At 41.6% G+C, this 24,524-nt stretch carries 20 protein-coding genes; 10 read left to right on the forward strand and 10 right to left on the reverse strand.

The window, feature by feature from the left end; genetic code table 11:
* From IM797_RS27870 to IM797_RS27880, 3 genes are all read left to right on the forward strand, one after another.
* The coding region (locus IM797_RS27870) for an Ig-like domain-containing protein (protein WP_194130513.1) at positions 1-1,821 on the forward strand (1,821 nt) is incomplete at its 5' end.
* A 40-nt stretch (positions 1,822-1,861) separates the two neighbouring features.
* Positions 1,862-2,872 carry a type IX secretion system membrane protein PorP/SprF gene (locus tag IM797_RS27875; RefSeq protein ID WP_194130514.1) on the forward strand — a complete coding sequence of 337 codons (1,011 nt, stop codon included), beginning with the start codon at positions 1,862-1,864 and terminating at the stop codon, positions 2,870-2,872.
* Between the two features lie 35 nt (positions 2,873-2,907).
* Positions 2,908-4,860 carry an OmpA family protein gene (locus tag IM797_RS27880; protein ID WP_228099175.1) on the forward strand — a complete coding sequence of 651 codons (1,953 nt, stop codon included), beginning with the start codon at positions 2,908-2,910 and terminating at the stop codon, positions 4,858-4,860.
* Positions 4,861-5,028: 168 nt separating this feature from the next.
* Here the strand turns inward: IM797_RS27880 and IM797_RS27885 are convergent, their stop codons facing one another.
* From IM797_RS27885 to IM797_RS27900, 4 genes are read right to left on the reverse strand one after another with little or no spacing between them, the layout of a single operon-like run.
* Positions 5,029-6,249, reverse strand: coding sequence for an ABC transporter permease (locus IM797_RS27885; RefSeq protein WP_194130515.1), 1,221 nt, complete (start codon positions 6,247-6,249; stop codon positions 5,029-5,031).
* Between the two features lie 24 nt (positions 6,250-6,273).
* Entirely contained in the window at positions 6,274-7,023 is a 750-nt protein-coding gene (locus IM797_RS27890) for an ABC transporter ATP-binding protein (protein WP_228099176.1), read from the reverse strand.
* Complete coding sequence (locus tag IM797_RS27895; protein WP_194130516.1) at positions 7,020-8,258, reverse strand: efflux RND transporter periplasmic adaptor subunit; 1,239 nt, start codon at positions 8,256-8,258, stop codon at positions 7,020-7,022. The genes IM797_RS27890 and IM797_RS27895 overlap by 4 nt, the downstream gene beginning before the upstream one ends.
* 3 nt (positions 8,259-8,261) lie before the next feature.
* Positions 8,262-9,596: a TolC family protein gene (locus IM797_RS27900; RefSeq protein WP_194130517.1), complete on the reverse strand. Its 1,335-nt coding sequence runs from the start codon at positions 9,594-9,596 to the stop codon at positions 8,262-8,264.
* 183 nt (positions 9,597-9,779) lie between these two features.
* Between IM797_RS27900 and IM797_RS27905 the strand changes: the two genes are divergently transcribed.
* Positions 9,780-10,874: a sensor histidine kinase gene (locus IM797_RS27905; protein WP_194130518.1), complete on the forward strand. Its 1,095-nt coding sequence runs from the start codon at positions 9,780-9,782 to the stop codon at positions 10,872-10,874.
* Positions 10,846-11,577, forward strand: a complete 732-nt coding sequence (locus IM797_RS27910; RefSeq protein ID WP_194130519.1) for a LytTR family DNA-binding domain-containing protein — start codon at positions 10,846-10,848, stop codon at positions 11,575-11,577. The genes IM797_RS27905 and IM797_RS27910 overlap by 29 nt, the downstream gene beginning before the upstream one ends.
* Before the next feature lie 8 nt (positions 11,578-11,585).
* Here IM797_RS27910 and IM797_RS27915 read toward each other — a convergent pair whose 3' ends face one another.
* Both IM797_RS27915 and IM797_RS27920 read right to left on the reverse strand, forming a co-directional pair.
* Positions 11,586-12,515, reverse strand: coding sequence for an NAD-dependent epimerase/dehydratase family protein (locus IM797_RS27915; protein WP_194130520.1), 930 nt, complete (start codon positions 12,513-12,515; stop codon positions 11,586-11,588).
* 98 nt (positions 12,516-12,613) lie between these two features.
* Positions 12,614-13,228: a Crp/Fnr family transcriptional regulator gene (locus IM797_RS27920; RefSeq protein ID WP_194130521.1), complete on the reverse strand. Its 615-nt coding sequence runs from the start codon at positions 13,226-13,228 to the stop codon at positions 12,614-12,616.
* A 104-nt stretch (positions 13,229-13,332) separates the two neighbouring features.
* Between IM797_RS27920 and IM797_RS27925 the strand changes: the two genes are divergently transcribed.
* The 4 genes from IM797_RS27925 to IM797_RS27940 all read left to right on the forward strand — a co-directional run bounded on the left by IM797_RS27925 (position 13,333) and on the right by IM797_RS27940 (position 18,423).
* Positions 13,333-13,842 (forward strand): biopolymer transporter ExbD, encoded by a 510-nt coding sequence (locus IM797_RS27925; RefSeq protein ID WP_194130522.1) that lies wholly within the window; start codon positions 13,333-13,335, stop codon positions 13,840-13,842.
* A gap of 212 nt (positions 13,843-14,054) precedes the next feature.
* Positions 14,055-14,678 carry an RNA polymerase sigma-70 factor gene (locus IM797_RS27930; RefSeq protein ID WP_228099177.1) on the forward strand — a complete coding sequence of 208 codons (624 nt, stop codon included), beginning with the start codon at positions 14,055-14,057 and terminating at the stop codon, positions 14,676-14,678.
* Between the two features lie 35 nt (positions 14,679-14,713).
* On the forward strand, positions 14,714-15,763 hold the full coding sequence (locus tag IM797_RS27935) for a FecR domain-containing protein (RefSeq protein WP_194130523.1): 1,050 nt from the start codon (positions 14,714-14,716) through the stop codon (positions 15,761-15,763).
* Positions 15,764-15,768: 5 nt separating this feature from the next.
* Positions 15,769-18,423, forward strand: coding sequence for a TonB-dependent receptor domain-containing protein (locus IM797_RS27940; protein WP_194130524.1), 2,655 nt, complete (start codon positions 15,769-15,771; stop codon positions 18,421-18,423).
* A 13-nt stretch (positions 18,424-18,436) separates the two neighbouring features.
* Here the strand turns inward: IM797_RS27940 and IM797_RS27945 are convergent, their stop codons facing one another.
* The 4 genes from IM797_RS27945 to IM797_RS27960 all read right to left on the reverse strand — a co-directional run bounded on the left by IM797_RS27945 (position 18,437) and on the right by IM797_RS27960 (position 22,198).
* Positions 18,437-18,850: a GtrA family protein gene (locus IM797_RS27945; protein WP_194130525.1), complete on the reverse strand. Its 414-nt coding sequence runs from the start codon at positions 18,848-18,850 to the stop codon at positions 18,437-18,439.
* Positions 18,850-19,575 carry a CDP-alcohol phosphatidyltransferase gene (locus IM797_RS27950; protein ID WP_194130526.1) on the reverse strand — a complete coding sequence of 242 codons (726 nt, stop codon included), beginning with the start codon at positions 19,573-19,575 and terminating at the stop codon, positions 18,850-18,852. Before IM797_RS27950 ends, IM797_RS27945 begins: the two co-directional genes overlap by 1 nt.
* Before the next feature lie 107 nt (positions 19,576-19,682).
* On the reverse strand, positions 19,683-20,873 hold the full coding sequence (locus IM797_RS27955; RefSeq protein ID WP_194130527.1) for a metallophosphoesterase: 1,191 nt from the start codon (positions 20,871-20,873) through the stop codon (positions 19,683-19,685).
* A gap of 80 nt (positions 20,874-20,953) precedes the next feature.
* A complete protein-coding gene (locus IM797_RS27960; RefSeq protein WP_194130528.1) occupies positions 20,954-22,198 on the reverse strand; it encodes a glycosyl hydrolase family 8 in 1,245 nt (414 codons plus the stop codon).
* A 262-nt stretch (positions 22,199-22,460) separates the two neighbouring features.
* On the opposite strand from IM797_RS27960, the gene IM797_RS27965 reads away from it, so the two are divergent.
* The gene (locus IM797_RS27965) at positions 22,461-24,359 is read left to right on the forward strand and encodes a TonB-dependent siderophore receptor (protein ID WP_194130529.1); all 1,899 of its coding nucleotides are present in this window, start codon (positions 22,461-22,463) and stop codon (positions 24,357-24,359) included.
* The last annotated feature ends 165 nt before the right edge of the window (positions 24,360-24,524 follow it).

A 24,524-nucleotide genomic window follows, 5' to 3' on the forward strand; every position in this document is an offset into this window, starting at 1 on the left:
GCAAACGCCGATGCAGGTAGCATAAGTCCGGCACTAATCGCCAGCCTTGCGCCAAATGCAACAGCAAACATTACAGCAAGACATACCGTAACCCAGGCTGATTTAGACAGGGGCTATGTCACCAATATTGCAAAAGCTGATGGCAAAGATCCAAAAGGAGGCAACGTACATGCCGAATCAACTGATCCCACACCAACGCCAGGTGCGCCAGTAGATCCAACGTGCACTACTTGTACCATTACTCCAATAACGCAAAATCCTTCATTGAGCTTAACCAAAACTGCAGTTGCAGGTACGCACAATAAAATAGGAGACATCATCAATTACAACCTGGTCGTTAAAAACACCGGAAACGTAACGGTCACTGCCATTGCGATTACCGATGCAAACGCCGATGCAGGTAGCATAAGTCCGGCACTAATCGCCAGCCTTGCACCAAATGCAACAGCAAACATTACCGCTAAACATACCGTAACGCAAGCCGATTTAGATAGGGGTTATGTGACTAATATTGCAAAAGCCGATGGTAAAGATCCAAAAGGAGGCAACGTACATGCCGAGTCAACCGATCCAACACCAACACCTGGTGCACCGGTAGTTCCCGGTTGTACCAACTGTACCATTACTCCGGTTGAGCAAAAAGCTGCGGTAGCTTTAGTGAAAAAAGTGACCAATACCGGAACAGGTGAAAATGGAGTCTTTGTATTGGGTAATCAGATTGAGTATACCTTTACAGTTACCAATACCGGAAATGTAAGCTTAAAAGATCTGGTATTAAATGATCCGTTGTTAAACAAGCCGAACATCACAATTCCTGGAGTACTTCTTCCAGGTAAATCGGTAAGTCACGTGGAAAAATATACCATTACAGCTGCAGATATAGCAGCGGGTCAGGTGACTAACCAGGCAGTAATTAAAGCGACAGATCCTAAAGGTGGAGATGTAACAGATAAGTCGGGTACCGATACGAATAACGATAATCCTACGGTCATCAGCGTTGCAAAACCACCAGTTGCAAAAGATGATGTCAAGGAGACCCAGCAGAATAAACCAGTTGTGATTGATGTGCAGAAAAACGATGAGGCTGGTAGCAGTGTCATTGTGCCGGGAAGTACGACCATCATTACCCAACCGAAAAACGGAACAATTAAGGTAAATACAGATGGTACGGTAACCTATACTCCAAATCAGGGATATACGGGAACTGACGAGTTTACGTATACAGTAACGGATAAAAATGGTCAGATTTCCAATCCAGCTAAAGTTATAGTGACAGTTGTTCCAACCAAACCTGTTGCCATTGACGATACCGCAGAAACCCAATGGAATACTGAAGTTAAAATCCCGGTATTGGGTAACGATAAAACTGATGGGGCGCCATTTGATAAAGGCACGGTTGAAATTACAGAACAACCTAAACACGGTACAGTAAAAATTAATCCAGACGGTACAGTTGTTTACCTGCCAAACAGTGGATATACCGGAACAGATACCTTCAAATATCGTGTTAAGGATGAATACGGAAACTGGACCGACATCGCTACAGTAACTGTCAATGTGAAGGGTTTCTTTATTCCAAACGTGATTACGCCAAATGGAGATGGTAAAAATGACAGCTTCGTCATTGTAGGATTAGAAAACTATGGCAATGCTGATGTAACCATCTTCAACCGCTGGGGTAATGAAGTGTACCGCAATAACAGTTACAAAAATACCTGGACAGGTGAGGGACTTAACGAAGGAACCTATTATTACCTGATCAGGTTGAATAATAGCGGTAAACAGGAAGTTTATAAAGGTTGGGTATTAATAAAAAGATAATTGATAAGGCCGGCGAAAGCCGGCCATATACAAACAGATTATGAACAAACACATCATAAAAAAAGCCATACTGGGATTGGGATTAACTATTGCAGGCCTGATACCGGCAAAGGCGCAGCAAAATATTCAGTTTTCTCAATACATATTCAATTCCCTTAGTGTAAATCCTGCTTATGCCGGATACAAGGAAGAATGGTTTGCACAATTGGCCTTACGAAGCCAGTGGACCGGCCTTAGTGGCGCACCGAGAACTGGGCAATTGTCTATAGACGGTGTAGCTGATGCCAATAAGAATGTAGGTCTGGGTTTGCAAATCACAGATGACAGGTTAGGGCCGCAATCGGCCACTTCAATTTATGCAAATTATGCTTATCGTTTAAGACTGAATGACGATGATACACAAAGGTTAAGTTTTGGAGTAGGGGCTGGTGTTACGCAATATGGATTGGATGGCAGCAAATTAAGACCTGTCGATTTTGACGATCCCGATTTGCCTGTTGGTAAAATCAGTAGCACCATACCTGATCTACGTTTTGGAGTTTATTATTACAATCCAAGCTTTTACATAGGTGCTTCGGCAATGGATCTGCTCTCTGGAGATAAATCAAACAGTATCTTCAACTGGGATAAAAATAATGTCGAAAACCTGAAACGTAAACGCCATTATTACCTGATCGCAGGTACGATCATCAATTTGTCCGAAGATACCAAACTCCGCCCAAGCTTACTATACAAGGAAGACCTTAAGGGCCCTTCAAGTTTAGACATCAGTGGCATGTTGATCTTTGCCGAGAAATTCTGGATCGGCGGATCGTATCGCACAGGAGCAAATCTTTGGAAAAAGGATTATGCGAAAGGTCAGCAGTTAAGTAGCCTCAATTCCATCTCTGCCATTACCCAGTTTTATGTGACCGATACATTCAGAATCGGGTACTCTTATGATCACATCTTAAGTAAACTGAGTAGTATACAAAATGGAACCCATGAAATTACCATTGGGGTAACGTTCCCTAAAAGGGACAGGCGTTTACTTAGTCCGAGGTTCTTTTAAGATCAATAACCGATATGTCGTTTAAACTGATAAACATGATGAATAAGAAATATACCAGATACCTATTCCTTTTAAGCTTGGGATGTGCTTTTCATATAGCCTCTGCACAAGAGCAGCCTTCATTACGCCAGAGGGCAGATCAGCTCTATGTACAATATAAATATGCCAATGCAGCGGCTATATACCTGAAACTGGCTGATACCAAAAAACCAAAACTAACTGACCTGGAACGCCTGGCCGATTGCTACCAGAAAATGAACGACTATGAAGCTGCCGAGAACTGGTATGCGAGGGTAATTCAGGATCCTGAAAGTAAAGCTGAAAATTTGCTCAGCTATGGTGCGGTGCTCAAATCCAATTCCCGTTATGCGGAAGCAAAAAAAGTATTGCAAACCTATGCTGTCAAAAATGGTGATGCAAAAAGGGTTAGTAATGAAATTGCCGGATGTGATTCTGCATTGGTCTGGATGGCTAAACCTACTGCCCATAAAATTAAAAATGAGGCGCAGATCAATACTGCCTTTGCAGAATTTGGTGTGTTTCCCATTGGTCAGAAAATATACTATACTGCTGAGCCAGACCAGGGCTTTCTGAAACAGAAAGATGGTCGTACAGGTAATCCTTTTTTAAGAATTTATACTGCCGATCGCGCTGCTGATAATAGTTTGAGTGCAAAATTGATGGATAAGTCGATGTATAACGAAGAAAATTATCACGTAGGTCCAATCATCAGCAATCAAAAAGGAAACGTATTGTATGTTACCCGAACGTATACAGGCAAGTCTGGCGAACTGAGCAAAGAACGCAACACAAAATTCAGGACCAATAACCTGGAATTGTATATCTATACCGCCAACAATGGTAAATACCAGGTGTCACCTTTTCCTTACAATGACGTAAAAAAATATTCTGTTGGTCACGCTGCGTTGAGCCAGGATGAAAAAACACTTTATTTTATTTCTGATATGCCTGGTGGTTTAGGAAATACAGACATCTGGTATTGCGAATTGCAAAGCGATGGCAGCTGGGGGAAACCTCAAAATGCAGGTGCTGTAATCAACACTGATCAGGATGAAATGTTCCCGAATATTGGAACAGATGGTACGTTATATTATTCCAGTAACGGACTGCCTGGAATGGGTGGACTAGATATCTTTGCCGCAAAAGGTGCAAAGAATAACTGGTCTAAAGCCCTTAACCTGAGATACCCGGTTAACTCTGCCGGTGATGACTTTGCTTTCATTAGCAATGTGGCTAATGAAGATGCCGTAATGGGGTATCTTTCTTCTAATCGTCGCGGTGGTATAGGAAATGACGATATCTATAGTTTCAGCAATATTAAGCCTAAGATGATCCTGGCTTTAAAAGGCCTCACCCTGAATAAAAAAACAGGCGAAACGATAGCTGCTGCTACGGTGACCTTATATGCCAACGGCCGTCAGATTATAGCCAGGCAAAGTAGCAGTGCAGACGGGACTTTCTTTTTTGAGCTGACCAAAGAAACCGATTATACCGTGCTTGGTCAGAAAGAAAAGTTTTACAGCGACTCGGCCATGGTAAGCACTAAGGGTTTGACCAAATCAGATACCTTAAGTGTAACGCTACGACTTGAGCCTTTATTTGAAATTGGTAAAACCATTGTCATTCAAAATATTCATTATGATTTTGATAAGGATAACATTCGTAAAGATGCCGCCAAAATTCTGGATGAACTGGTACGTACGATGCGCGATAACCCGACACTTGAAATTGAACTGGGCTCGCATACCGATAGTCGCGGAATAGATATTTATAACCTGGATCTGTCTCAGCGCCGTGCGCGTTCTGTGGTAAATTACCTGGTTAGCCGTGGTATTTCCAGAAGTCGCTTAACGGCAAAAGGATACGGTGAAACGCAATTGCTAAATCGTTGCGCAAATGGCGTGAAATGCTCGGCAGCAGAACACCAGGCGAACAGACGTACCGAATTTAAGATTTTAAAATATTAAACATTAAGGCTTTGGAAATGATGTTCGATACAGAAACAAAGCTAACCATACTCATTGTAGGAATCTCGTTAATCTTGGCAATCCGGGCTATTGCGAATGAAGTCAGGAATTATAAGAAATGAGAACAAAAGGACCGCCCAAAAGCGGTCCTTTGTTTTTTTAAGCGGTTTACTCGTATCTTAAAGCTTCTATCGGATCCAATTTGGAAGCTTTCAAAGCAGGGTAATAGCCAAAGAATATTCCGGTAACTGCGCAGACAAAAAATGAAATTACAATTGAAGATTCTGAGATTACGGTTGGCCAGTTCAACATAGATGGAACGATGATGGCTGCAGAAATCCCCAGCAATACCCCAATAATTCCGCCAGTGATGCTGATCATAATCGCCTCGATCAGAAACTGCAGCAGGATGTCAATTCCCCGCGCGCCGATAGACATCCTTAAGCCGATTTCACGGGTACGTTCCGTCACGGACACATACATAATGTTCATGATTCCAATTCCACCAATAACTAATGAAATACTGGCTACTGCAGTTAGTAATGCCGTCATCATACTACTTGTTGAGTTCATCATGGTCATCAACTCTGCTTGTGTCCTGACTTGGAAGTCATTATCCTGTCCATCTCTCAATCGGTGTGAAGCCCTTAAAATCGAATTGATTTCTGTAACCGCAGCATCTGAGGCATCTTCACTTATGGCAGAAGCATAAATCTGATTGAAATAAATGGAAGAAGTAATCCTTTTTTGTACGGTGGTATAAGGTGCAATAATTATATCATCCTGATCCTGTCCAAAATTACTGGTACCTTTAGGAACCAATGTTCCAATAACCTGGAAAGGAATTTTTCCAAAGCGGATGATTTTACCTATCGGACTATCCCCATTGGGAAACAAATTGTCTACCACGGTTTTGCCCAATAAACAAACCTTCGCAGAAGACCTGACATCTTGTTCCGAAAATATAATCCCATCCTGAACCACCACTTTACGGATGTCGAGATATCCTGGAGCTACCCCCTGGATCGAAGTTGGCCAGTTGTTTGCCCCACTGATAGATTGGCCGCTTGAGTTGACCAGGGGCGAGATTTCGGCAATATTTTTAGCGCCTTCTTTTAAAGCATCAATATCTTTGCTGGTGAGGGTTTTTAAACTGCTGCCCATCATTCTGGCGCCTCCTGGCTCATTACTAGAAGGCATAATGGTAATCATGTTTGAACCCATACTGGCCAGTGAAGCATTGATGCTTTGCTTAGAACCTTCACCAATAGACATCATGGTAATTACAGAAGCTACGCCGATGATAATGCCAAGCATCGTAAGCAGGGCCCGAAGTTTATTGCGTTGCAAAGCTTTTATGGCCAGTCTGATCAGATTTATAATCTTCATAACTAATTTCGTTTTTCAATCCTGTTAATAATCATCAGACACCGGAAGTCCGGCCAGGGCCTCGCTTGCAGATCTGCGATTGGTATTTTGCGTATCCTTTACAATTCTGCCATCTTTTAACATCACTGTCCTGCTGCTAAAAGCGGCTATATCAGGTTCATGGGTTACAAATACAATGGTTTTGCCATTCGCATTCAGATCTTGCATGAGCGACATGATTTCATAAGAGGTTCTGGTGTCCAGGTTTCCTGTAGCTTCGTCGGCCAGAATCATAACAGGTTCATTAACCAAAGCCCTGGCAATAGCAACACGCTGTTGCTGCCCCCCGGATAACTGATTTGGAGTGTGGTCAAATCGGTCACCCAGTTTAACAGCTTCTAATGCTGCAATAGCCCTGTCTTTACGTTCTTGTGTGCCAATTGTCGGATTATACATCAAAGGAAGTTCTACGTTTTCCAGTGCCGTGGTTCTGGGTAGCAGATTGTAGGCCTGGAAAACAAAGCCAATTTTGGTATTCCTAAGCCGGGCCAGCTCATCCCGGGATAATTCTTTCACATTGACATTATCCAACATATAGATCCCGTCTGTTGGCTTGTCCAGGCAACCAAGCATATTTAACAGGGTCGTTTTTCCAGAACCGCTACTACCCATGATCGTTAAAAACTCACCGGCATTGACATCAAAAGAGATTCCTTTCAATGCGCGGACAATCTGATCGCCCATCACAAACTCCCTTTTTACATCGTGGATCTCCAAAATTTTATTTGCGGTCATCGTCTGCCTCCCCCTGGTCTTTTTGGCATAAATGGACTGGACGCTGCCGCTTGTGCAGCCGCCTTTTTAGTTTCTGATCCGGTAACAACAACGTCCTGATCACTTAGTCCGGATAATACCTGCACATGTGTATTGTCGTCCAGCCCGACTTTAATCTGTTTTTGAATCAATTTAGAACCTTGCAAAACCCAAACATAACTTGACGGCACTTCAGTCACCTCACCATGTTTAGGTTTGGTCGTATTGCTTTTTTTGCCAGCATCACCACGACCTTCTTTTTTTATGGCCGGATTTCGGGCAATTTCATATTGCTTACTCAGACTGGAATCGGGCCTGAACTTTAAAGCCTGGGCCGGAATCAATAATGCATCATGAATCTCTTTGGTGTAAACCACAATATTCGCAGTCATGCCCGGCATTAATTTTTTATCGTCATTTGGTGCATCAATTAAAGTAATATAGGTAACCACATTGGACGATATGGATGGCTGAAGACGGATGTCTTTAACTGTTCCGTTGAAAGTATCGTCAATAAATGCATCCACTGTGAAAGTGGCACGTTGTCCTTTTTTTACATTACCGATATCAGCCTCATCTACTTTAGCCTGCACCTGCATTTTGGTAATGTCTTTGGCGATGGTAAAAATGGTTGGTGTATTGAAACTCGCAGCCACGGTTTGCCCGATGTTGACACTTCTACCCAATACGACACCATCAATAGGAGAATAGATCTGTGTAAATGACAAGTTCTTCTCCGCCGCCCGTAACTGTGCTTTCACATTGTTCACTGTCGCCTGGGCCGTTTGGTAGGTATTCAGGGCCTGATCATAATCTGCCCTGCTGATTGACCCGGTTTCGAACAATTGTTTTTGTCTGTTGAAATTGGTTTGCTGATAGGCGGCATTGCTTTGTGCCTGAACCAGACTTGCTTTGGATTGATCAACAGTGGATTGGATCAAAGTCTTATCCAGTTCTGCCAAAAGTTCCCCTTTTTTAACTACCGAATTGAAATCGGCATATAAGGCAGATATGGTTCCTGATACCTGTGTACCCACACTTACCGTATCTACTGGTTGTACTGTGCCTGTGGCTGTCACACTGGTTGAAATTGAACCAATGCTGGGCTTTTCAGTCGTAAGCACAGCTGGTTGTTCTTTGCTCCTGATGAAGAAGTACCACACCAAACCGAGTACGATGGCAATAGAGATAATGATGATGATTTTTTTCGGTTTCATAATTTATAGTTTAATGGGTACTCCAATATAAAATTCATAGATTCTGCTGGCCAATGCTGCATTATATTTCGCTTGTATGTAAGCTTGCAGTGCCTGCACATATAAGTTTCGCTGCTGATAAAATGCAACCAGGTTGGCCGCACCAATTTTCAATTCCTGGTTCGCAATCCGATAAACCTCCTGATTGTATTTCAGTTGTTCAACGGCCGATTGCAATTGATCTATTGCATTTTGCGCGGTGATCATGGCCTTTTCTGTGGTTAATGCCAGCGTTGTTTTGGTGTTTTCCAGAGTCAGATCGGCCTGCATCCGGTCTATTTTAGCCTTGGCAACATTGGTTTTATTTTGTCGCTGTGTAAAAATCGGAATAGATAGGGTGATGCCCGCCTGCTGGGAAAAGTTATTGTCAAACTGCCTGAAGGCATTGTAAACTGTTCCGTTGGCATAACTGGTTCCAACGTTTGCATTCATACTTAGGGTGGGCAGGTATCCGGATTTGGCTTTATCCAGGTTTAAATCTGCAATCTGAAGCCCAAGCACCGCATTTTTTACTTCCGGTCTGTTCAGCAAAGCATATTTTTGAACACTGTCCAGTGGTTCCAGTTTTTTGTCGCCAATCACAGTATCTGGTTTAACGACATCAAAACTTTTGCTGTCGGGAAGCTGAAGCAATTGTTTCAGGGTAACTTTGTCCTGTCGTTCTGCATTTTGAGAAGCAATCAGGTTGTATTGGTCAGTGGCCAGCTGTGCTTGAAACTGGGCCACATCCTTTTTGGCTACAGATCCGACACGGAACTGGTCCTGAGTTTGTTTCAGCTGTGCTTCTGAAGTCTTAACCAAATCCTGATTGTATACAATACTTTCTTTATCCAGTAAAATACTCAGATAAGCCTGTGTAATCTGTAGGGTAATGTCGTTCTCACTTTCCAGAATAGAAAAGTTTGCCGATTGAACAGACAGGTCTTTTTGCTTGATGTCTTGTTTTAAGTAACCACCTTTATATAAGGTCCAGGATGAGGTTATACCATAAGAACCCGTAACACCTACAGCCGGGCTGGACGAATTGGGGTTCAGGTTATAATGGTTGAACGATTGGGACGCGGAGGCATATAAATTGGGCAAGACAGCCGATTTTGCCAGCAAGGCATCCTGTTCCGCGCTTTTCTTGCTTAGGCGTAGTCCCCTTAACTGCAGGTTGTTGCTTTTTGCATACTCCAGGCAACTGGCCAAATCCCAAACTTCAGGAATTGGCTTCAATGCCGGATCCTGACTATAGCTTTGCAGATAAGGAAACAGCAGCAGTAGAAAAAGCAAGCTTTTGATCTTGAATTGTGGCATATCCTTCATTTATTTCTTCGTTAACTGATCAAAACAACGTTTATTCATGCGTTAATAAAAACACAATAGACCGGTTATGAGAATACACCGACGAAGCGCATGTTTCAATCGATGGAAAGATTTGGACATATCTCCCTGGGTTGACTACCTTGTACCTATCTATTCATGCCTAAAATTCACTTAATGAATATACCTAAAAATCGTGCCTATATTACTGTATCACTGCACTTTCTGCTCTGGATGCTTTTTGCATTTGTGTTGTTGTTTTATCAGCCTTTATCCTGGAGCATAACATTGCCTTTTCAATTCTGGATTAAGCAGGGACTTGTATTGCTGCTGCTCATCGCAGTGTTTTATTTCAACAGTTATGTGCTGGTTCCAGGGCTATTGCTTAAAAACAATACACTTTGGTTTTTGGCAATTATCATAGGCATGGCAGTATTGGCCGGGCCTTTGATCAAAATAGCAGATAATCTGCTGAATTTGCCCGAATTGATGGAGAAAGCATTCAATGAACTGGGGGTTGCGCGTCCGCCAAAACGTGGAAATAAGCTCGACATGTTTCTGTTGATGATGATTTTGCTGATCGCTGGAATCAGTACCAGTTTAACCCTGATCCAAAAATGGCAAGCAGATAAACAACTGCGGGAATCTCTGGAAAAGGAAAAGATCGGATCTGAACTGTCTTTTTTAAAAGCACAGATCAACCCGCATTTTTTCTTCAATACCCTCAATAACATCTATGCCCTGACGCATGTCGATATTGAGACTTCGCGCAAAGCGCTGCATAAATTGTCAAGAATGATGCGCTATTTGCTATATGATACGCAAACCGGGATTACGCCTTTAAGTAAAGAGGTTTCGTTTATTGCAGATTACATTGAGCTCATGAAACTGCGTTTAAACGATACCACTAAAGTTATTTTTGAAGGCCCACTGATCAACCAGGAAATTCAAATTGCGCCCATGTTGTTTTTGCCCTATATAGAAAATGCATTTAAACACGGTGTAAGTACCACATCGCCTGCTACGATTGGCATCGAACTTAGTTTTGATGACAACCGGCTAAAGCTAGCTGTAAAAAATTCGATCTTTAACGAAAATTCCGTAGTGGCAGATACTTACGGGGGAATTGGGCTGAGTAACACCAAACGTCGTTTAGATTTGTTATACCCTGGTAAATACAAGCTGGAGGCGTATAAAAAAGAAGATACCAATGAATTTATTGTTAACCTAAGTCTGACACTTGATGATATTGAATTGTATAGCGGTAGATGATGAGCCACTGGCGCTGGGACTGGTTTGTAGTTTCATCGAACAAACACCTTTTTTAAACCTGGTAGGAAGATTTTCAAGTGGAGTAAAAGCACTGGAAATGATTCATGAAGCGCAGATTGACCTGGTTTTTCTGGATATACAAATGCCCGATTTAACAGGCATTCAAATGGCCCGTTTACTGGATCGCCAGCCAGGTAGTGCAGGTCCGCGGGTAATTTTTACTACAGCCTTTAACAATTACGCATTGGAAGGTTTTAAAGTGGATGCCCTGGATTACCTCCTTAAACCTTTTGATTATGAGGAGTTTTTAAAAGCAGCCCATAAAGCCAGGTCTTATGCTGAGCTGTTGCAACCAGAACAACGCAGCCCCTCGGCAGAACAAGAAGAATACCTTTTCCTCAAAGTCGAATATCAACTGGTTCGGGTAGCCATTAAAGATATCTTATACATTGAGGGGCTGAAAGACTACGTTAAGGTTTACCTGGAGCATACCGAAAGGCCAATTCTTACCTTAACCAGCCTGAAGGCCTTGGAACAGAAGCTCTCACCAAAAGCCTTTATGCGGATACACCGATCGTATATCGTGGCTTTGGATCGGATCAGCTCGGTCACAAAAAACGCGGTTGCTATTGGTGATTTAAATATCAGTATTGGCGAACAATATAAGGAGGCTTTCAATGGCTACCTCAGTAAATGGTTGTAGAGAACAATTTACTTTATCCGGTACAATGTTTCTGACATTTCCTTAATCCCGTCAAAGTATGAAGTTGGCTTGATCCCAAATGCCTGTTCAAATTTGGAAGAGTTGAATTGATAATCGTGATCGTACTGGTAATACATTTCAACAGTACCCGCTACTACTTTTTTAAACAGGCCTACCAGTTGCAGCATGAATTTGTTAATGCTGGTGAAATTTGGTTTTACCCCGTAAATTTCGGCGGCGAGTGTGATAAATTCTTTTCCAGTTAAAGGCGCAGCAGTAGGGAGGTGCCAGATCTGGTTTCCAGCTTCAGGATGTTGCCCAAGCAGGTACATGGCTTTGCCCGTATCAGGTATATAGGTGAAATTGTGCAATACTTTGGGATCTCCGATCCACTGTGCACTTTGTTTTTTAGCGAATTTGTCCAATACCATCATGTCCAGGAAACTGTTCATGGAATCTGTCCCATAAAAATCTGCTGCCCTGGCTATGGTCGCCTGAATATTTCCTGCCTTAACTTCATCCATAAGTTGAGTGGCTATTTTGGCCCGTACCTCACCTTTAACACTAATTGGATGATAAGGAGTGCTTTCGGTCATCTGTCCATTAACCAATCCATACATGTATACGTTGTCGAAAAAGATCAGTCGTGCCTGAGTTTCTTTGGCCACATTGATCAGGTTTTGCATGATAACCGGCCATTGACTTTGCCATACGTTTTTATCATAAATTAAACCTGCACACATATAAATTACTTCAGATCCCGCGACTCCTTCCAATACCTGTTGGTAGTTGAGCAGATCAGCTTGTCTCCAGCTTACCTTTGGATCTTTTATTTTCGAAGGTCTGCGACTCAGCAGTCTGATCTCGTGATTGTGTTTAATTAACTCCTGGGTCAAGGCGTTTGCTGTTGGCCCGCCGGCTCCTAATATGCTGTACATCTTATTGATTTAAATTGTATGTCAAAGGTATTCAGCAGTTGATCTGTAAAACGTTAACAAAAGATAAGAAAGAAAATGAGTCGATGACCTCGGTGTTTTTAAGCATTCAATACCGTTCTTTTCCTGATTCTTGACAGGGAGACAGGGGTAATGCCAAGAAAGGTAGCGATATAGTGCTGCGGAACACGTTGCAAAATTTCACGTTCGGTTTTCATCATATGAATATACCGCTCTTCCGGAGATTGGATAATGAAGGATTGAACCCGGTCTTCATAGCAGCAAATGTAATGTTCGGCAACCAACCTGCCGAAACGTTCTGTTTTATGACCCAGTAAATCGTGCTTGAGCAGCAATTGCATGTTTTGATAAGTGATGGTAATGAGTGCTGTATCTTCCAGCGCCTGGATATAAGAATTGCTGGGTTCTTGTTTTAAAAAGCTCTTATAGGAACTTACAAATTCATTTTCAAAACTAAAATAACTGGTAATTTCCATACCATCTTTCAGATGATAGTAACGCACAGCTCCGCGGACAATAAAACCAATGGCGTCACATATTTTGCCGTTGATGGCAAAATGTGCTTTCTTTTTTAGGTTGACCATTTCCAAATGTGGCTTAAAAGCTTCCCATTCGGTTTCGTTGAACACAAAGTAAGCTTTTAGTTCCTCTCGGAATGTATTCAAATCATGCGCTGGAATGGAGTAAGAACTCATATTGATCTGGGATTTATCAAGTAAAAATAAGGGATTAAATTTTTGATTGCACTATGGAATTGTAAAAGAAACTGCATCATCATTTAAAATAAAACTCAAAGATCATGGCTGAATTGACAACTTCCCGAAAAGCTGCACCAAAAGTAGATTTGACTGCAATGGTTGACCTGGCTTTCCTGCTCATTACATTTTTTATGTTAACAACTTCCTTATCTAAACCCATTGCTATGGACATTGCCTTGCCCGATAAAGATGTTAACGATACGCAGGAGCCTGTTCCTGCCTCACGAACCATGACTATTTTATTAGGTAAGCACAATAAATTGGCTTGGTATATGGGAGAACCAGGTAAAAGCAGACCTAGTATTGAAGGTATAAGTCAGATCCGGAAATCGATCATCACCAACAAAAATATGGTGGCGAAAAAGAACAATGGCGATGCGAAAAAAACGCTGTTTATCATTGTGAAACCAACAGCAGGAGCGAAGTATAAAAATCTTGTTGATGTAATGGATGAACTGAGTATCGCCAGAATAACAGCTGCGCCAGCCATTGATAGCGACCATTTAACCAGTGCTGAACGTGAATTTATGGTAGAAAATCGAATCTTATAAGAAACAGGCCCTGAAATTGTAAATTTGTAGCCTACTTGGCTACGATACTTATAGATAAGTAGAAAATAATCATCTGTCGGTTTGAAGCAGCCGCTGCAATTTTTGTCAGGCTAAATGAACAGCTAAAAAAATAAATCATTGATATGATTGTCTCTGAATAAGTATATCTTCAAACTTTGGTGTCCTTGTAAATAACATCAGCCAAAGTATATATGCCAAAAACCCAGAGACCACTAACTGTGATTTTTCAGGAGATTCATCAGGGAGACCAAATCGCCTTTAATGAATTGTTTTTGCTTTATTACGATCGTTTGTTAGTTTTTGCGATACAATATGTTAAACAGGAAGCTTTCGCTGAGGAAATTACTTCGGAACTGTTTGTGAAGTTGTGGTTGAAACGGGATCGTCTGCTTCAAGTCTCAAATCCTGAAGTCTACCTCTATGTTGCTGTCAAGAATGCAGCATTGAATCATCTGCGCAGCTTGAAAAAACATCAGGTATTGACTGACGAGGCAGAGCGTTGTGCCATGGAAAGTATTCCTGACGGAGGTGATTTGGTGATGGAAAGAAAGGAATTGTACGATATGCTCAACCGGGCTGTAGCAGCACTGCCGGAACAGCGCCGCATCATATTTAAACTGATCAAAGAAGATGGTCTCAGATGTAGAGAAGTTGCCCAGATCCTAGACCTTTCCACCCGCACTGTGGAAAGTCAGATGTATAAAGCGGTCAAAACTCTTGCTGACCAGCTGGCCCCATATCTGGGTTACCATCCTCAGAAACAATTTTCCAGAAAACAGGTGTTTTCTAAATTGCCTCTTTTTATTTTTTTTTAGTGAAGTAAGTAGTTCACTGGCTAAACGTGTCCTTCGTGTATAACAGATTAAAGATTATGGATAAGCAGAATTTCCTGTTGTTGTTATCTAAAAAGTTATCCGGAGAAATTGGGATTGATGAAGCTGCGCAATTGCAACAGGCAATTCAGCAACACGAAGCATACCAAAACATTTCCGATCAAATGACGCTTTATTTTGAAAGCGCAGATGCGACAAAAGAGCCACCTCTTGCCCAGTTGAACAAGGTTTGGGAGGCAATTTACCAGGCTTCAGGGTCTGATACCTTCGTTTTTAAATATAAGGATCAGGCACCAGAAAAAAAGAAGTTCTTTTCTTCTGTAATATTTAAGGCTGCAGCGGCTTTACTGATTATTGCAGGCGTAGCTTTCGCCACCTATTCTGTTTTTAAAGAAGAGCAGAATACCGGCCTGATCACAATCCGCACCAGCGGGGGAAAATTATTTAAAACACTGGATGATGGTACGAATGTGTGGTTAAACCGTGGCTCTGTATTGAAATACAATCCGGGTTTCGGTAAGACAAAGCGGCTGGTCTTTTTAGAAGGTGAAGCATTCTTCGACGTGGTTAAAAATAGCTCCGTTCCCCTTTATATTCATACCGGAGAAATCAATATTGAAGTTAAGGGAACGGCATTTAACGTGAATTCTTATCAAAAATCCGCTGAAATTGAAGTGTCATTGATCAGGGGGCTGATCGAAGTGAGCAGCACCAAAGATCAGGATCGAAAAGTTTTACTCCGGCCCAATCAAAAACTCAGCTTTGACAGGAGAAATACCATCCAGGGCCAATCCTTTCATATTGTTAGCCTCCCTGCTGAGTTCCAGCGTCAAACCACCAAGTGGACACAAGATTCCCTCATTTTTAAAAAGGAAAAGCTTAAAGACTTAGCGCTGCAGCTGGAAAAAAAGTACAAGGTTAAAATTACCATTCTGAATGACGAATTGAAGGAGAAAAGGTTTAGCGGAATGTTTACCGCTGAAGGTTTAAATGAAGCTTTAGAAGCTTTGAAAATTTCTTTCCCCTTTAAGTATAAGATTACTGGTCAATTGGTCATTATACAATAGAAGATATGAAATTAAAAAACTATCTGTTCTTTCTGTCCATCTTTCTTGCTACCGCTACACTTCACGCACAAAATAGAAAAATTTCGGTATCTGTAAATAATCAACCGCTTAAAAATGTTCTGGATGAGATTCAAAATAAAAGTGCCTATAACATCATTTATAGTGATGAAGTGGTAACTGATAGCATCAGGGTTTCAATTCAGGCTGTTCAGGAACCTGTATCGGAAATATTGAAAGCCATTTTAAAGGATAAAAGATTGTATTATGTATTTAAAACCAATGACTTGATTGTAATTGGCAGTGTTCAGCTGAGCGCGCCCGAACAGTTGGCTATAGCTAATCCGAAGTCTGTATCTGGTGGTGTTGTTGATCAGCATGAACATGCAATCCCCTTTGCTTCTGTGGCCCTGCTGCAGGGCGGGCGTTTCATTACAGGTACAACCAGCACGGATCAGGGAAAGTTCCAGCTTAATTTTCCATTTGTGAATAAGCAAGCCTATCAATTGAAGCTTTCCTCTGTGGGTTATAAACAAGCGTCAATTGGTTTTCTTTATCCGGATACCATGGGCTTAAAACATTTGGTTCTGGAAGAAGACCGGAGTACCTTGAATACCGTTACCATCAGTGCCCGAAAACAATTCATCGAGCGGCGGTCCGATCGTTATATCGTCAACGTAGAAGGCAGCCCTTTGGCCGAAGGTAATAGTGCACTCGAGGTCTTGCAAAAAGCGCCGGGAATTTGGGTAGACAGTGAAGGTGGGATTAAAATCAAGGGAAATCAATCGGTTATGGTCATGATCAATGATGTGGTGCAGCGCATGTCTGAAAGTGATCTGGCCGATTACCTGCGTTCTTTAAAATCACAGGATATTAAAAAGATAGAAGTCATATCCAGTCCGCCCTCAGAATTTGAAGCTTCAGGAACAGGTGGGATTATCCACATTGTTTTGAAAAAATCCAGGCAGGATGGTTTGACAGGGACAGCTTCTGCCACTTACAAACAGCAGGAACATAAACCTTATATGGGCGGTGGCCTTTCTGTTGATTACAAGGTTAAAAACCTGTACGTATTCGGCAATGGTGCATATTCGCAGGATAAAAGTGAATACTATGCCACTACGTTCAATGCTTATCCTGATCAGAGTACTTACAGTGGGAAAACCGATCGTTACAATGACAACGACCGGTTATCTTACCGCATAGGTATGGCTTACGACCTGTCCGAAAACCAGGTAATTGGTTTACAGGGCATACATACAGGAAATGATTTAATTCAGTATTTTAGAACTAGGGTCGTTGTGTATAGACCAGGTCAGGATCTGGTGATGGGAAATGCAAACTCTGACTGGACCAGGAAACCTTTAATGAACGGAGCAACATTAAATTATTTACTCCGGCTGGATAGCCTGGGTTCTGTGATCAAGGTTATCGGCGATTATGTACACAGCAGTAAAACAGAGCTGAATGATTTTACCTCTGTATATAATGCGCCTGACCGCGACTCACGGTACCGCAACAATACACCCAATGTAACGGATATCTATAGTTTACAAGCAGATTATACCAAAAAAATTGGAACTAGAACCGAATTTAAAACTGGTGTAAAATATGCTTCGACCAAAAGGGACAATACTTTTCTCAGCGAAGATCTGGTCGATGGCAACTGGATTACAAATTCTGGAACAAGTAACCGCTTCGTTTATAATGAAAGGCTAGTGATGGGGTATGCAGCTTTGGAACATACCATACAAAATACAACTGTGAAGCTGGGTTTAAGGGGAGAAGAGACTTACATGAAGGGAAATTCCATCACCGCTGATCAGCGCTTCTCCAGGAAGTATTTTGGGCTGTTCCCATCTGTATATATTTTGCAAAACCTGGATAAAGCCAAACGTACAGCGCTTTATTTTAGCTACTCGCGAAGATTGAAACGTCCGCAATTCAGTGATCTTAACCCTTACCGGCTGCATTTTGATGATTATCTGGTCCAGACTGGAAACCCCGATTTATTGCCGGAATATGCGCATAAAGTAGAGTTAGGCTATAACTTTTGGGAGGGTTGGTCAGTTGATGTGTATTACAGACGTGTGGAAAACGTCATTGCGCAACTCGTGAACCCGATCGCAAATAATGTGATTGAATATCAACCCAAAAACTTCAACAACAGCACAGACTACGGCGTAAATATTGATGCACCGATTCGTTTTTTTAGCTGGTGGAACAGTAGTAACTCCCTTGTGTTTTATAATCTGCAGACAGACATTGACGATTTTAAGATCAATCAGTTTAGTTTCTTTTTAAAATCAATGCAAACAATTAGCCTAAAAAAATTATTCGATTTTGATGTATTGAGCATGTACAGTTCTCCTTATGTCAGTGCCAATTCTAAAATGGGTTATGTTTTTTACACCGATCTGGGTATAAGTAAAAAGATACTGGACAATCAGCTTAGGCTCCGCTTTTCAATAACAGATATCTTTAATACGGCCAAAGAGCAGGATGTAACGGATTATAAAAATACCAGGATCGATTTCTATCAAAAGCGGCCAACACGGACGTTCGGGCTCTCATTGAGCTATAATTTTAGCAGTGGTAAGAAATTTAAAAATAAGAAAATAGAACAAAGTAATGAGGAAGAAAAAAGTAGAATTGGGAATTAACTCTCTGGCCTGCTCAGCTGAGCTTAGGTTTTCTGAATACCCAATACTTTTGCAGGACATAGTTGAAACTAAGGGAAACAATAATGTCAACAATAATCCTGGTGATTTTGTAATCAAGCTTAAGCCAGTTGGTCAACAAGTACGTGCCAGACGATTTCAGGGCGATACTGCCGGCCACGACGAAGATGAATTTCACCAATTGCATGCCTACAGGCGATTTGCTCGCATTGTTATCGTCAAAGGTCCAGTAACGGTTTACCGAAAAATTAAGTACCGCACCGATGATGCCACCGATAGCGATCGAGATGGTAAAGTGAATGTGGAGTATTTCCGTGCAAAAGATCATCACCAGGTAATCGAGGATCCCGCCTGTAAACGCTGAGAGTTGCGCCTTCAAAAAAACCAATACCGGATGTTTTTTATTCATTAAGCCGCTTTTTGTTTCGCTTCTCTTTCCATATTGTCTCGGATATCGCCTAGTTTCAATAGCTTACGGGTATCCAGAATATTGATGATAAATAAAGTGATACAGATGGCTCCGGCAAAGTATTCAAACAGATGTCCGAAGATTACCTCAATGATAAAGATCATAGCCAGTATGATCCTGATTTCTGTAGGCCCGACAATGCCCGAATCAATGCTATAAATGTCGGTGATTTTGTAGCGCAATTGCGAAATGATCATTGCCCAACCGTATAAAACGACAAAAACGAAAGCGATCAGCTCATAAGGGCCTTTGGCATAAACCAAATAACCTAAACCGATCAAAACTGTACTTACCCAGTCCATAATGATATCCAGAGAGAAGCCGTACCATTTACGTGGTATGTTGCGGTAATAAGCAATCCTTCCATCCAGTGAATCCCCAAACCAGTTGATCCCCAAACCAAGTACACCAAGTAACAAATAATTACGGTCTACATAGGTGGCAAGGATAAAGCCAAGAAGCACAATCACTGAGCCCATGGTTCCGGTAAAGGTAAGCATATCTGAGCTGATAAAGTTAGGCACCCTTGATACTAAAAAGGAAATGGTCTTTTGTTCAACTGAATTTAAAATATTGGTTCTCTTTCTATCCTGAAAAACTCTTTTTAAATCATCAGTAGCAGCTGATCCTTTTAGCGTTGTTTCTCTTAATTTGTTTTCTTCCATCAAGGGTTTGTAGCTTCGATTTTAGCATACGGCGCAAAAATATACATTTAAAACAAATCCACCCTTATTTTGTTGGAAAACAACCTTCATTTGACTAAACTAATATTTTATACTTGCTTTTTTTTCAGCTCAATCACTGTAATTTCGGGCCAGATCCCAACGCGTCCCGAAAATCCAAGAAAGCCAAAACCCCTGTTGATATTTAAAAAACGGCCGTTTTCACTCGCAATGCCCGCCCAGTGGGCATACCTGTATTTCACGGGACTCCATTTGATTCCAAAAGCCTCAATGCCAAACTGCATACCGTGGGTATGCCCGGATAAAGTCAGGTGTATTTTGTTGTTGAGCTGTTTCACTTCCGAATCCCAGTGTGTAGGATCGTGAGAAAGCAATATTTTAAAGTCTGCAGGATTTACACCCTGGAGCGCCCTTTTTAAATCGCCACGTTCTCCAAATCCCAGTCCCCAGTTTTCAACTCCCGCCAGGATAATCCGCTCACCACGCTTGTAAAGTTCCACATGCTCATCCAGGAGTAGTTTAAATCCCAGTTCTGCATGGTATTCTTTCAGTTGCAATAAATTGGCGGCCTTAACACCTTCGCTTTCCCATTTCACATAGTCGCCATAATCGTGGTTGCCTAAGACCGAGAACTGCCCGTAAGGTGCTTTAATTTGTGAGAAGTAACTGATCCATGGCTTAATTTCCTCAGCTTTATTGTTGACCAGGTCTCCCGTGAAAACAAATAAATCTGAGTTTTGCGCTTTGATCAGGTCAATCCCTTTTTGTACGGCCTTCGGGTTTTGGAAACTTCCAGCATGTACATCAGAGATTTGCGTGATGGTAAAGCCCTCAAACGCATCTGGTAAATCATCAAAATAAAGCGTATGTTTAATTACACGGTAAGCATATTTTCCTTTTACAATCCCGTAAACAAATAGGGAAATGGTGGTGATAAAAAGGACCATGGCAAATGAAACCCAATACAAACTGCGGGGTTTTCCGGCGATCAGCCTGTAGGCATCTCCCGGGATTAAAATGACAATAAAAACCAGTTCAGCCACAAAAAGCACCAGGAAAATATGTGTAGTGATTTTGAACAGGATATCCATGCCATTGTCCCGCATCCTTTGCAATGAATAAATCATCAGGCCAGTGGCGAGGGCTACGAAGCCCCAAAATAAAGGGGTTATGAGCGGGTTGACGCTTAAAGTATGAATGCCCGACAGTACATATAAGTTTAACACTGCAAAAAGTATAAGCATAATTGCAATGGGCAGTATATTGATTTTTCTCTTCATCCGGTTTGTTAATTTGATAAAAGTACTGGTTGGATGATAAAGAATAAATAATGTTACTCAATATGACAATCTTAGGATGATTAAGGAATCCACCAGTTTCCAGAGGCTGTAATGAGGCAAAGCATGGTAATGGAATCTCCAAAATAACTGTTGTGGTTGTTTACGGCATTGTCCCATAATTTGTTTACCCATTGCTGGTTACCATTATCGATCATGGCACTGACCAGGAAAGGCGCCTGGTAAGTCAGGTCCTGGTAGGTCCTGTTATTTAAGACGGTACCGTCCAGGCGATAACCGGAATAAATCTGTGATGGATTTTCTGAACTGTTTTTTTTAATCCAGCTGTTCAGCGTTGTTAATTGCTTTTGCGCACGATTATCACCTGTCGTCAGGTAGTCAGTTGCAATTCTCCAGGGCGTCCTTGCCGAATTGTAGGAGTAAGAACCATCATTGGGATCTTCAAGCAACTGCCCGTTTGCCGGTACAAAATTTCCATTTTTGTATTCCGCAAAATCAGGCATTAAGCCGGTGTTGGGACTATAAGTGTTGAAAATGTAATTTACAATTTTATAAGTATTCGTTTCAACGGTATCCCATACCGCATCCTGACTTGCATTTTTATAGGCTTTCATGTGCTGAAGCATAAAGTCGGACGGTCGCGTCCCATCATTTATCCTGGAACCTTCCTGTGATGCCCAGTCGCCCATCTTTAACGTTCTAAACCTGGAATGCAGGATAGAAGCTTTTAAAGCATTGATGATTGTTAAAGCTTCCGCTTTGTAATTGATCTCGCCCTTACTTCCCCATTGCTGATCTGCGAGCAGCAGGGCATAGGCAATATCCATATCCCCGTCTGTGGCACAACTGCCACCAACAGAAACCACCTTTCCATTTTTAATGCTTTGCTGCCAGTTCATGAGTTTTGGATTGCCATTGCTGGGATGTGCTTTAAAAAAGTGGTACATCCCGTCAAAATAGGTTTTGGCATCTTTGTCCGCGCCGGCCATATAGACCATCGTCACCATACCATAGCCATGTGCTTCTGAAACGGTTACCGGTTTTCCAGCTTCTTTTTGATATTTAATATAATAAAGGCCTTTCGTGCCAATGTCTTCCGTTAGGTAGTTTTTTTTCCAGCGTTCATATACCATGGCTACATCAGCATCCAGTTGCTGCTGTGTTTTGTGATTGGGCTTAATGGTATTTTTGGTGTAAATAGCATGCTGTGGAAAAGGTTTATTCGTTTGTGGCGGTTCGGAAGCGCGACTAACAATGCCGAGCAAAAGCAAATTGATTAGGGCAAAACAAAGTTTTGAAGGTTTCATTTGGTTTAATGTTTATTTGGATGTGGTTCTATTGATTATGAATTGCTAATCAATGAATTATAAACTTAGAGATAAAAGTGTTGATCTCCAAATAAAGGTTTTTGTTAGATTTCCAGGAATGCAGATGCAATTTGGTATCCGGGATACCACACTGTACACATAACGCTAAAGCAGTGTTATAGACATTTCGGCTTTTGCCCTAAATTAAAATAACGATGATAGTCTCAAACGTATTATATTTGGCGCCGAAATTAAAATTAAGATGTCCTTTAAGAAAATCATTTTTCCCGCTACGCTGCTCCTCAGTGCTTTGTCTACTTATGCGCAGGATCAGACTGCATCAGGAAAAGATACCCTGACCAATCACCTGACTGAGGTGATGGTGAAAGAGAATAGGTTGCAATTGCCGTTTTCAAAACAGAACCGCAACATTTGGATTATTGACAGTGAGAAAATTAAAAGTTTGCCGGCGCGATCAATTTCCGAATTGCTCAGTTATGTTTCAGGCGTAGATGTCCGTCAGCGTGGGCCAGGTGGTGTACAGGCCGATATCAGTTTAGATGGAGGTACATTTGATCAAACCCTGGTATTGGTGAACGGGATTAAAGTTTCAGACCCACAAACAGGCCACAACATGATGAACCTGCCGATTAATAAGAATGATATCGACCATATCGAAGTCTTAAGAGGTTCAGCATCACGTATATACGGAATCAATGCACTGACTGGCGCAATTAATATCGTGACACGAACCCCGCAAAAAACCGACGTTTCTGCCAATTTGTTTTCCGGTAGTTCTTTCAAAAAAGATGAAGTTTCTGGAAGTACTTATGCCAATTATGGTGTACAGGCCAGCGCAAGTCTGGTTTCCGAAGGAGCCAGCCATTTGCTCTCTGCATCGCAGGAGGCTGGAAATGGTTATCGTTACAATACCGCGTTCAACAACCAGAAGTTCTTTTATCAGGGAAAAATAAAAGTAGGTAAAGCCGACGGCCTGGATGTGATTGCCGGTTATACACACAATAATTTTGGTGCCAATGCTTTTTATGCGGCTCCGGGAGATAAAGAGGCAGAGGAAACTGTAAAGACCACTTTGGCAGCGATCACCTACACCACAAAAATTACTGAAAACTGGACAATGTCACCCCGCATCAGTTACAGGAATAACGTGGATGACTACTTATACATCAAACAAACTCCTGATAAATTTCATAACCTGCATAAAACCAATGTTTTTGATGTAGAATTGAACAATACGTTCCAAACCGGGATTGGAACATTCGGACTTGGCTTAGAAGGCAGAACGGAACACATCAATAGTACCAATCTGGGTAAAAGGGACCGAACCAATGCCGGTATATTTGCTGAGTATAAATTTGATAAAGTGGAAGGTCTGATGGTTAACCTTGGTGCGTATACGAACTACAACAGCGACTATGGCTGGCAGGCTTTCCCTGGAATTGATGTAGGCTATAATATTTATGGCAATTGGCGGTTATTTGCCAATCTGGGAACCGGACAACGCTTACCAACTTACACCGATTTGTATTATAAAGGACCAACCAATATCGGCAATGATTTACTTAAACCTGAAAAATCAAAATACGCAGAAGGTGGTTTAAAGTATAACGATAAACAATTCGCCTTGAATGTAAGTTATTTTGTACGGCGTATTGACAGTTTCATTGATTGGGTAAAATCAGTACAAACTGATCCATGGCAGCCACAGAACTTCAGTCGTGTAAATACAAAAGGTTTTACGCTTAGCGCAGACTATAGTCTGAAGCCAATGCAGGGCATACTCAATCAAATGCGCTTTGGTGCATCCTATACCAATCTTGATCCAAGCTTTAAAACAACACTCGCCAGCGCTGTCATTTCACGTTATGCAGTGGAAAGCTTAAGGAACCAGTTAAGTGGTACAGTAAATGCAAGCTTTTTTAAATTGGTGGACCTAACGCTTACTGCACGCTATCAGGAGCGGATCAATTATAAAAAGTATACCGTAATGGATGCAAGGCTAGCGTTCAAACAAGAAAAATATAGTATTTATGTAGATGCTGCCAATCTTTTTAATGTACAATACATTGAAGCAAGTGCGGTGCCTATGCCAGGTTCATGGTTTACACTTGGTGTTAAAGCGGCTATCGACAAGCGCTAAAACTTAGGGTTGATTTGTCAATCCATAAAATTTATTCAGACCTTTATCTCGTCTACATACGGGGTAAAGGTCTTTTTGTTTGAAAATTAACAGCTTGTTTTTCAGTTAATTGTAAGTTTTGCATAAAAATATATACTACTAGTCCTGTATACTTTATATATTTGC

The sequence above is a fragment of the Pedobacter sp. MC2016-24 genome, assembly GCF_015223055.1.
Lineage (GTDB): Bacteria > Bacteroidota > Bacteroidia > Sphingobacteriales > Sphingobacteriaceae > Pedobacter.

Coding starts and splice junctions, on each gene's coding strand:
- IM797_RS27875 (WP_194130514.1), top strand. CDS start 1,862: ATGAACAAACACATCATAAAAAAAGCCATACTGGGATTGGGATTAACT.
- IM797_RS27880 (WP_228099175.1), top strand. CDS start 2,908: ATGATGAATAAGAAATATACCAGATACCTATTCCTTTTAAGCTTGGGA.
- IM797_RS27885 (WP_194130515.1), bottom strand. CDS start 6,249: ATGAAGATTATAAATCTGATCAGACTGGCCATAAAAGCTTTGCAACGC.
- IM797_RS27890 (WP_228099176.1), bottom strand. CDS start 7,023: ATGACCGCAAATAAAATTTTGGAGATCCACGATGTAAAAAGGGAGTTT.
- IM797_RS27895 (WP_194130516.1), bottom strand. CDS start 8,258: ATGAAACCGAAAAAAATCATCATCATTATCTCTATTGCCATCGTACTC.
- IM797_RS27900 (WP_194130517.1), bottom strand. CDS start 9,596: ATGCCACAATTCAAGATCAAAAGCTTGCTTTTTCTACTGCTGCTGTTT.
- IM797_RS27905 (WP_194130518.1), top strand. CDS start 9,780: ATGAATATACCTAAAAATCGTGCCTATATTACTGTATCACTGCACTTT.
- IM797_RS27910 (WP_194130519.1), top strand. CDS start 10,846: ATGATATTGAATTGTATAGCGGTAGATGATGAGCCACTGGCGCTGGGA.
- IM797_RS27915 (WP_194130520.1), bottom strand. CDS start 12,515: ATGTACAGCATATTAGGAGCCGGCGGGCCAACAGCAAACGCCTTGACC.
- IM797_RS27920 (WP_194130521.1), bottom strand. CDS start 13,228: ATGAGTTCTTACTCCATTCCAGCGCATGATTTGAATACATTCCGAGAG.
- IM797_RS27925 (WP_194130522.1), top strand. CDS start 13,333: ATGGCTGAATTGACAACTTCCCGAAAAGCTGCACCAAAAGTAGATTTG.
- IM797_RS27930 (WP_228099177.1), top strand. CDS start 14,055: ATGCCAAAAACCCAGAGACCACTAACTGTGATTTTTCAGGAGATTCAT.
- IM797_RS27940 (WP_194130524.1), top strand. CDS start 15,769: ATGAAATTAAAAAACTATCTGTTCTTTCTGTCCATCTTTCTTGCTACC.
- IM797_RS27945 (WP_194130525.1), bottom strand. CDS start 18,850: ATGAATAAAAAACATCCGGTATTGGTTTTTTTGAAGGCGCAACTCTCA.
- IM797_RS27950 (WP_194130526.1), bottom strand. CDS start 19,575: ATGGAAGAAAACAAATTAAGAGAAACAACGCTAAAAGGATCAGCTGCT.
- IM797_RS27955 (WP_194130527.1), bottom strand. CDS start 20,873: ATGAAGAGAAAAATCAATATACTGCCCATTGCAATTATGCTTATACTT.
- IM797_RS27960 (WP_194130528.1), bottom strand. CDS start 22,198: ATGAAACCTTCAAAACTTTGTTTTGCCCTAATCAATTTGCTTTTGCTC.
- IM797_RS27965 (WP_194130529.1), top strand. CDS start 22,461: ATGTCCTTTAAGAAAATCATTTTTCCCGCTACGCTGCTCCTCAGTGCT.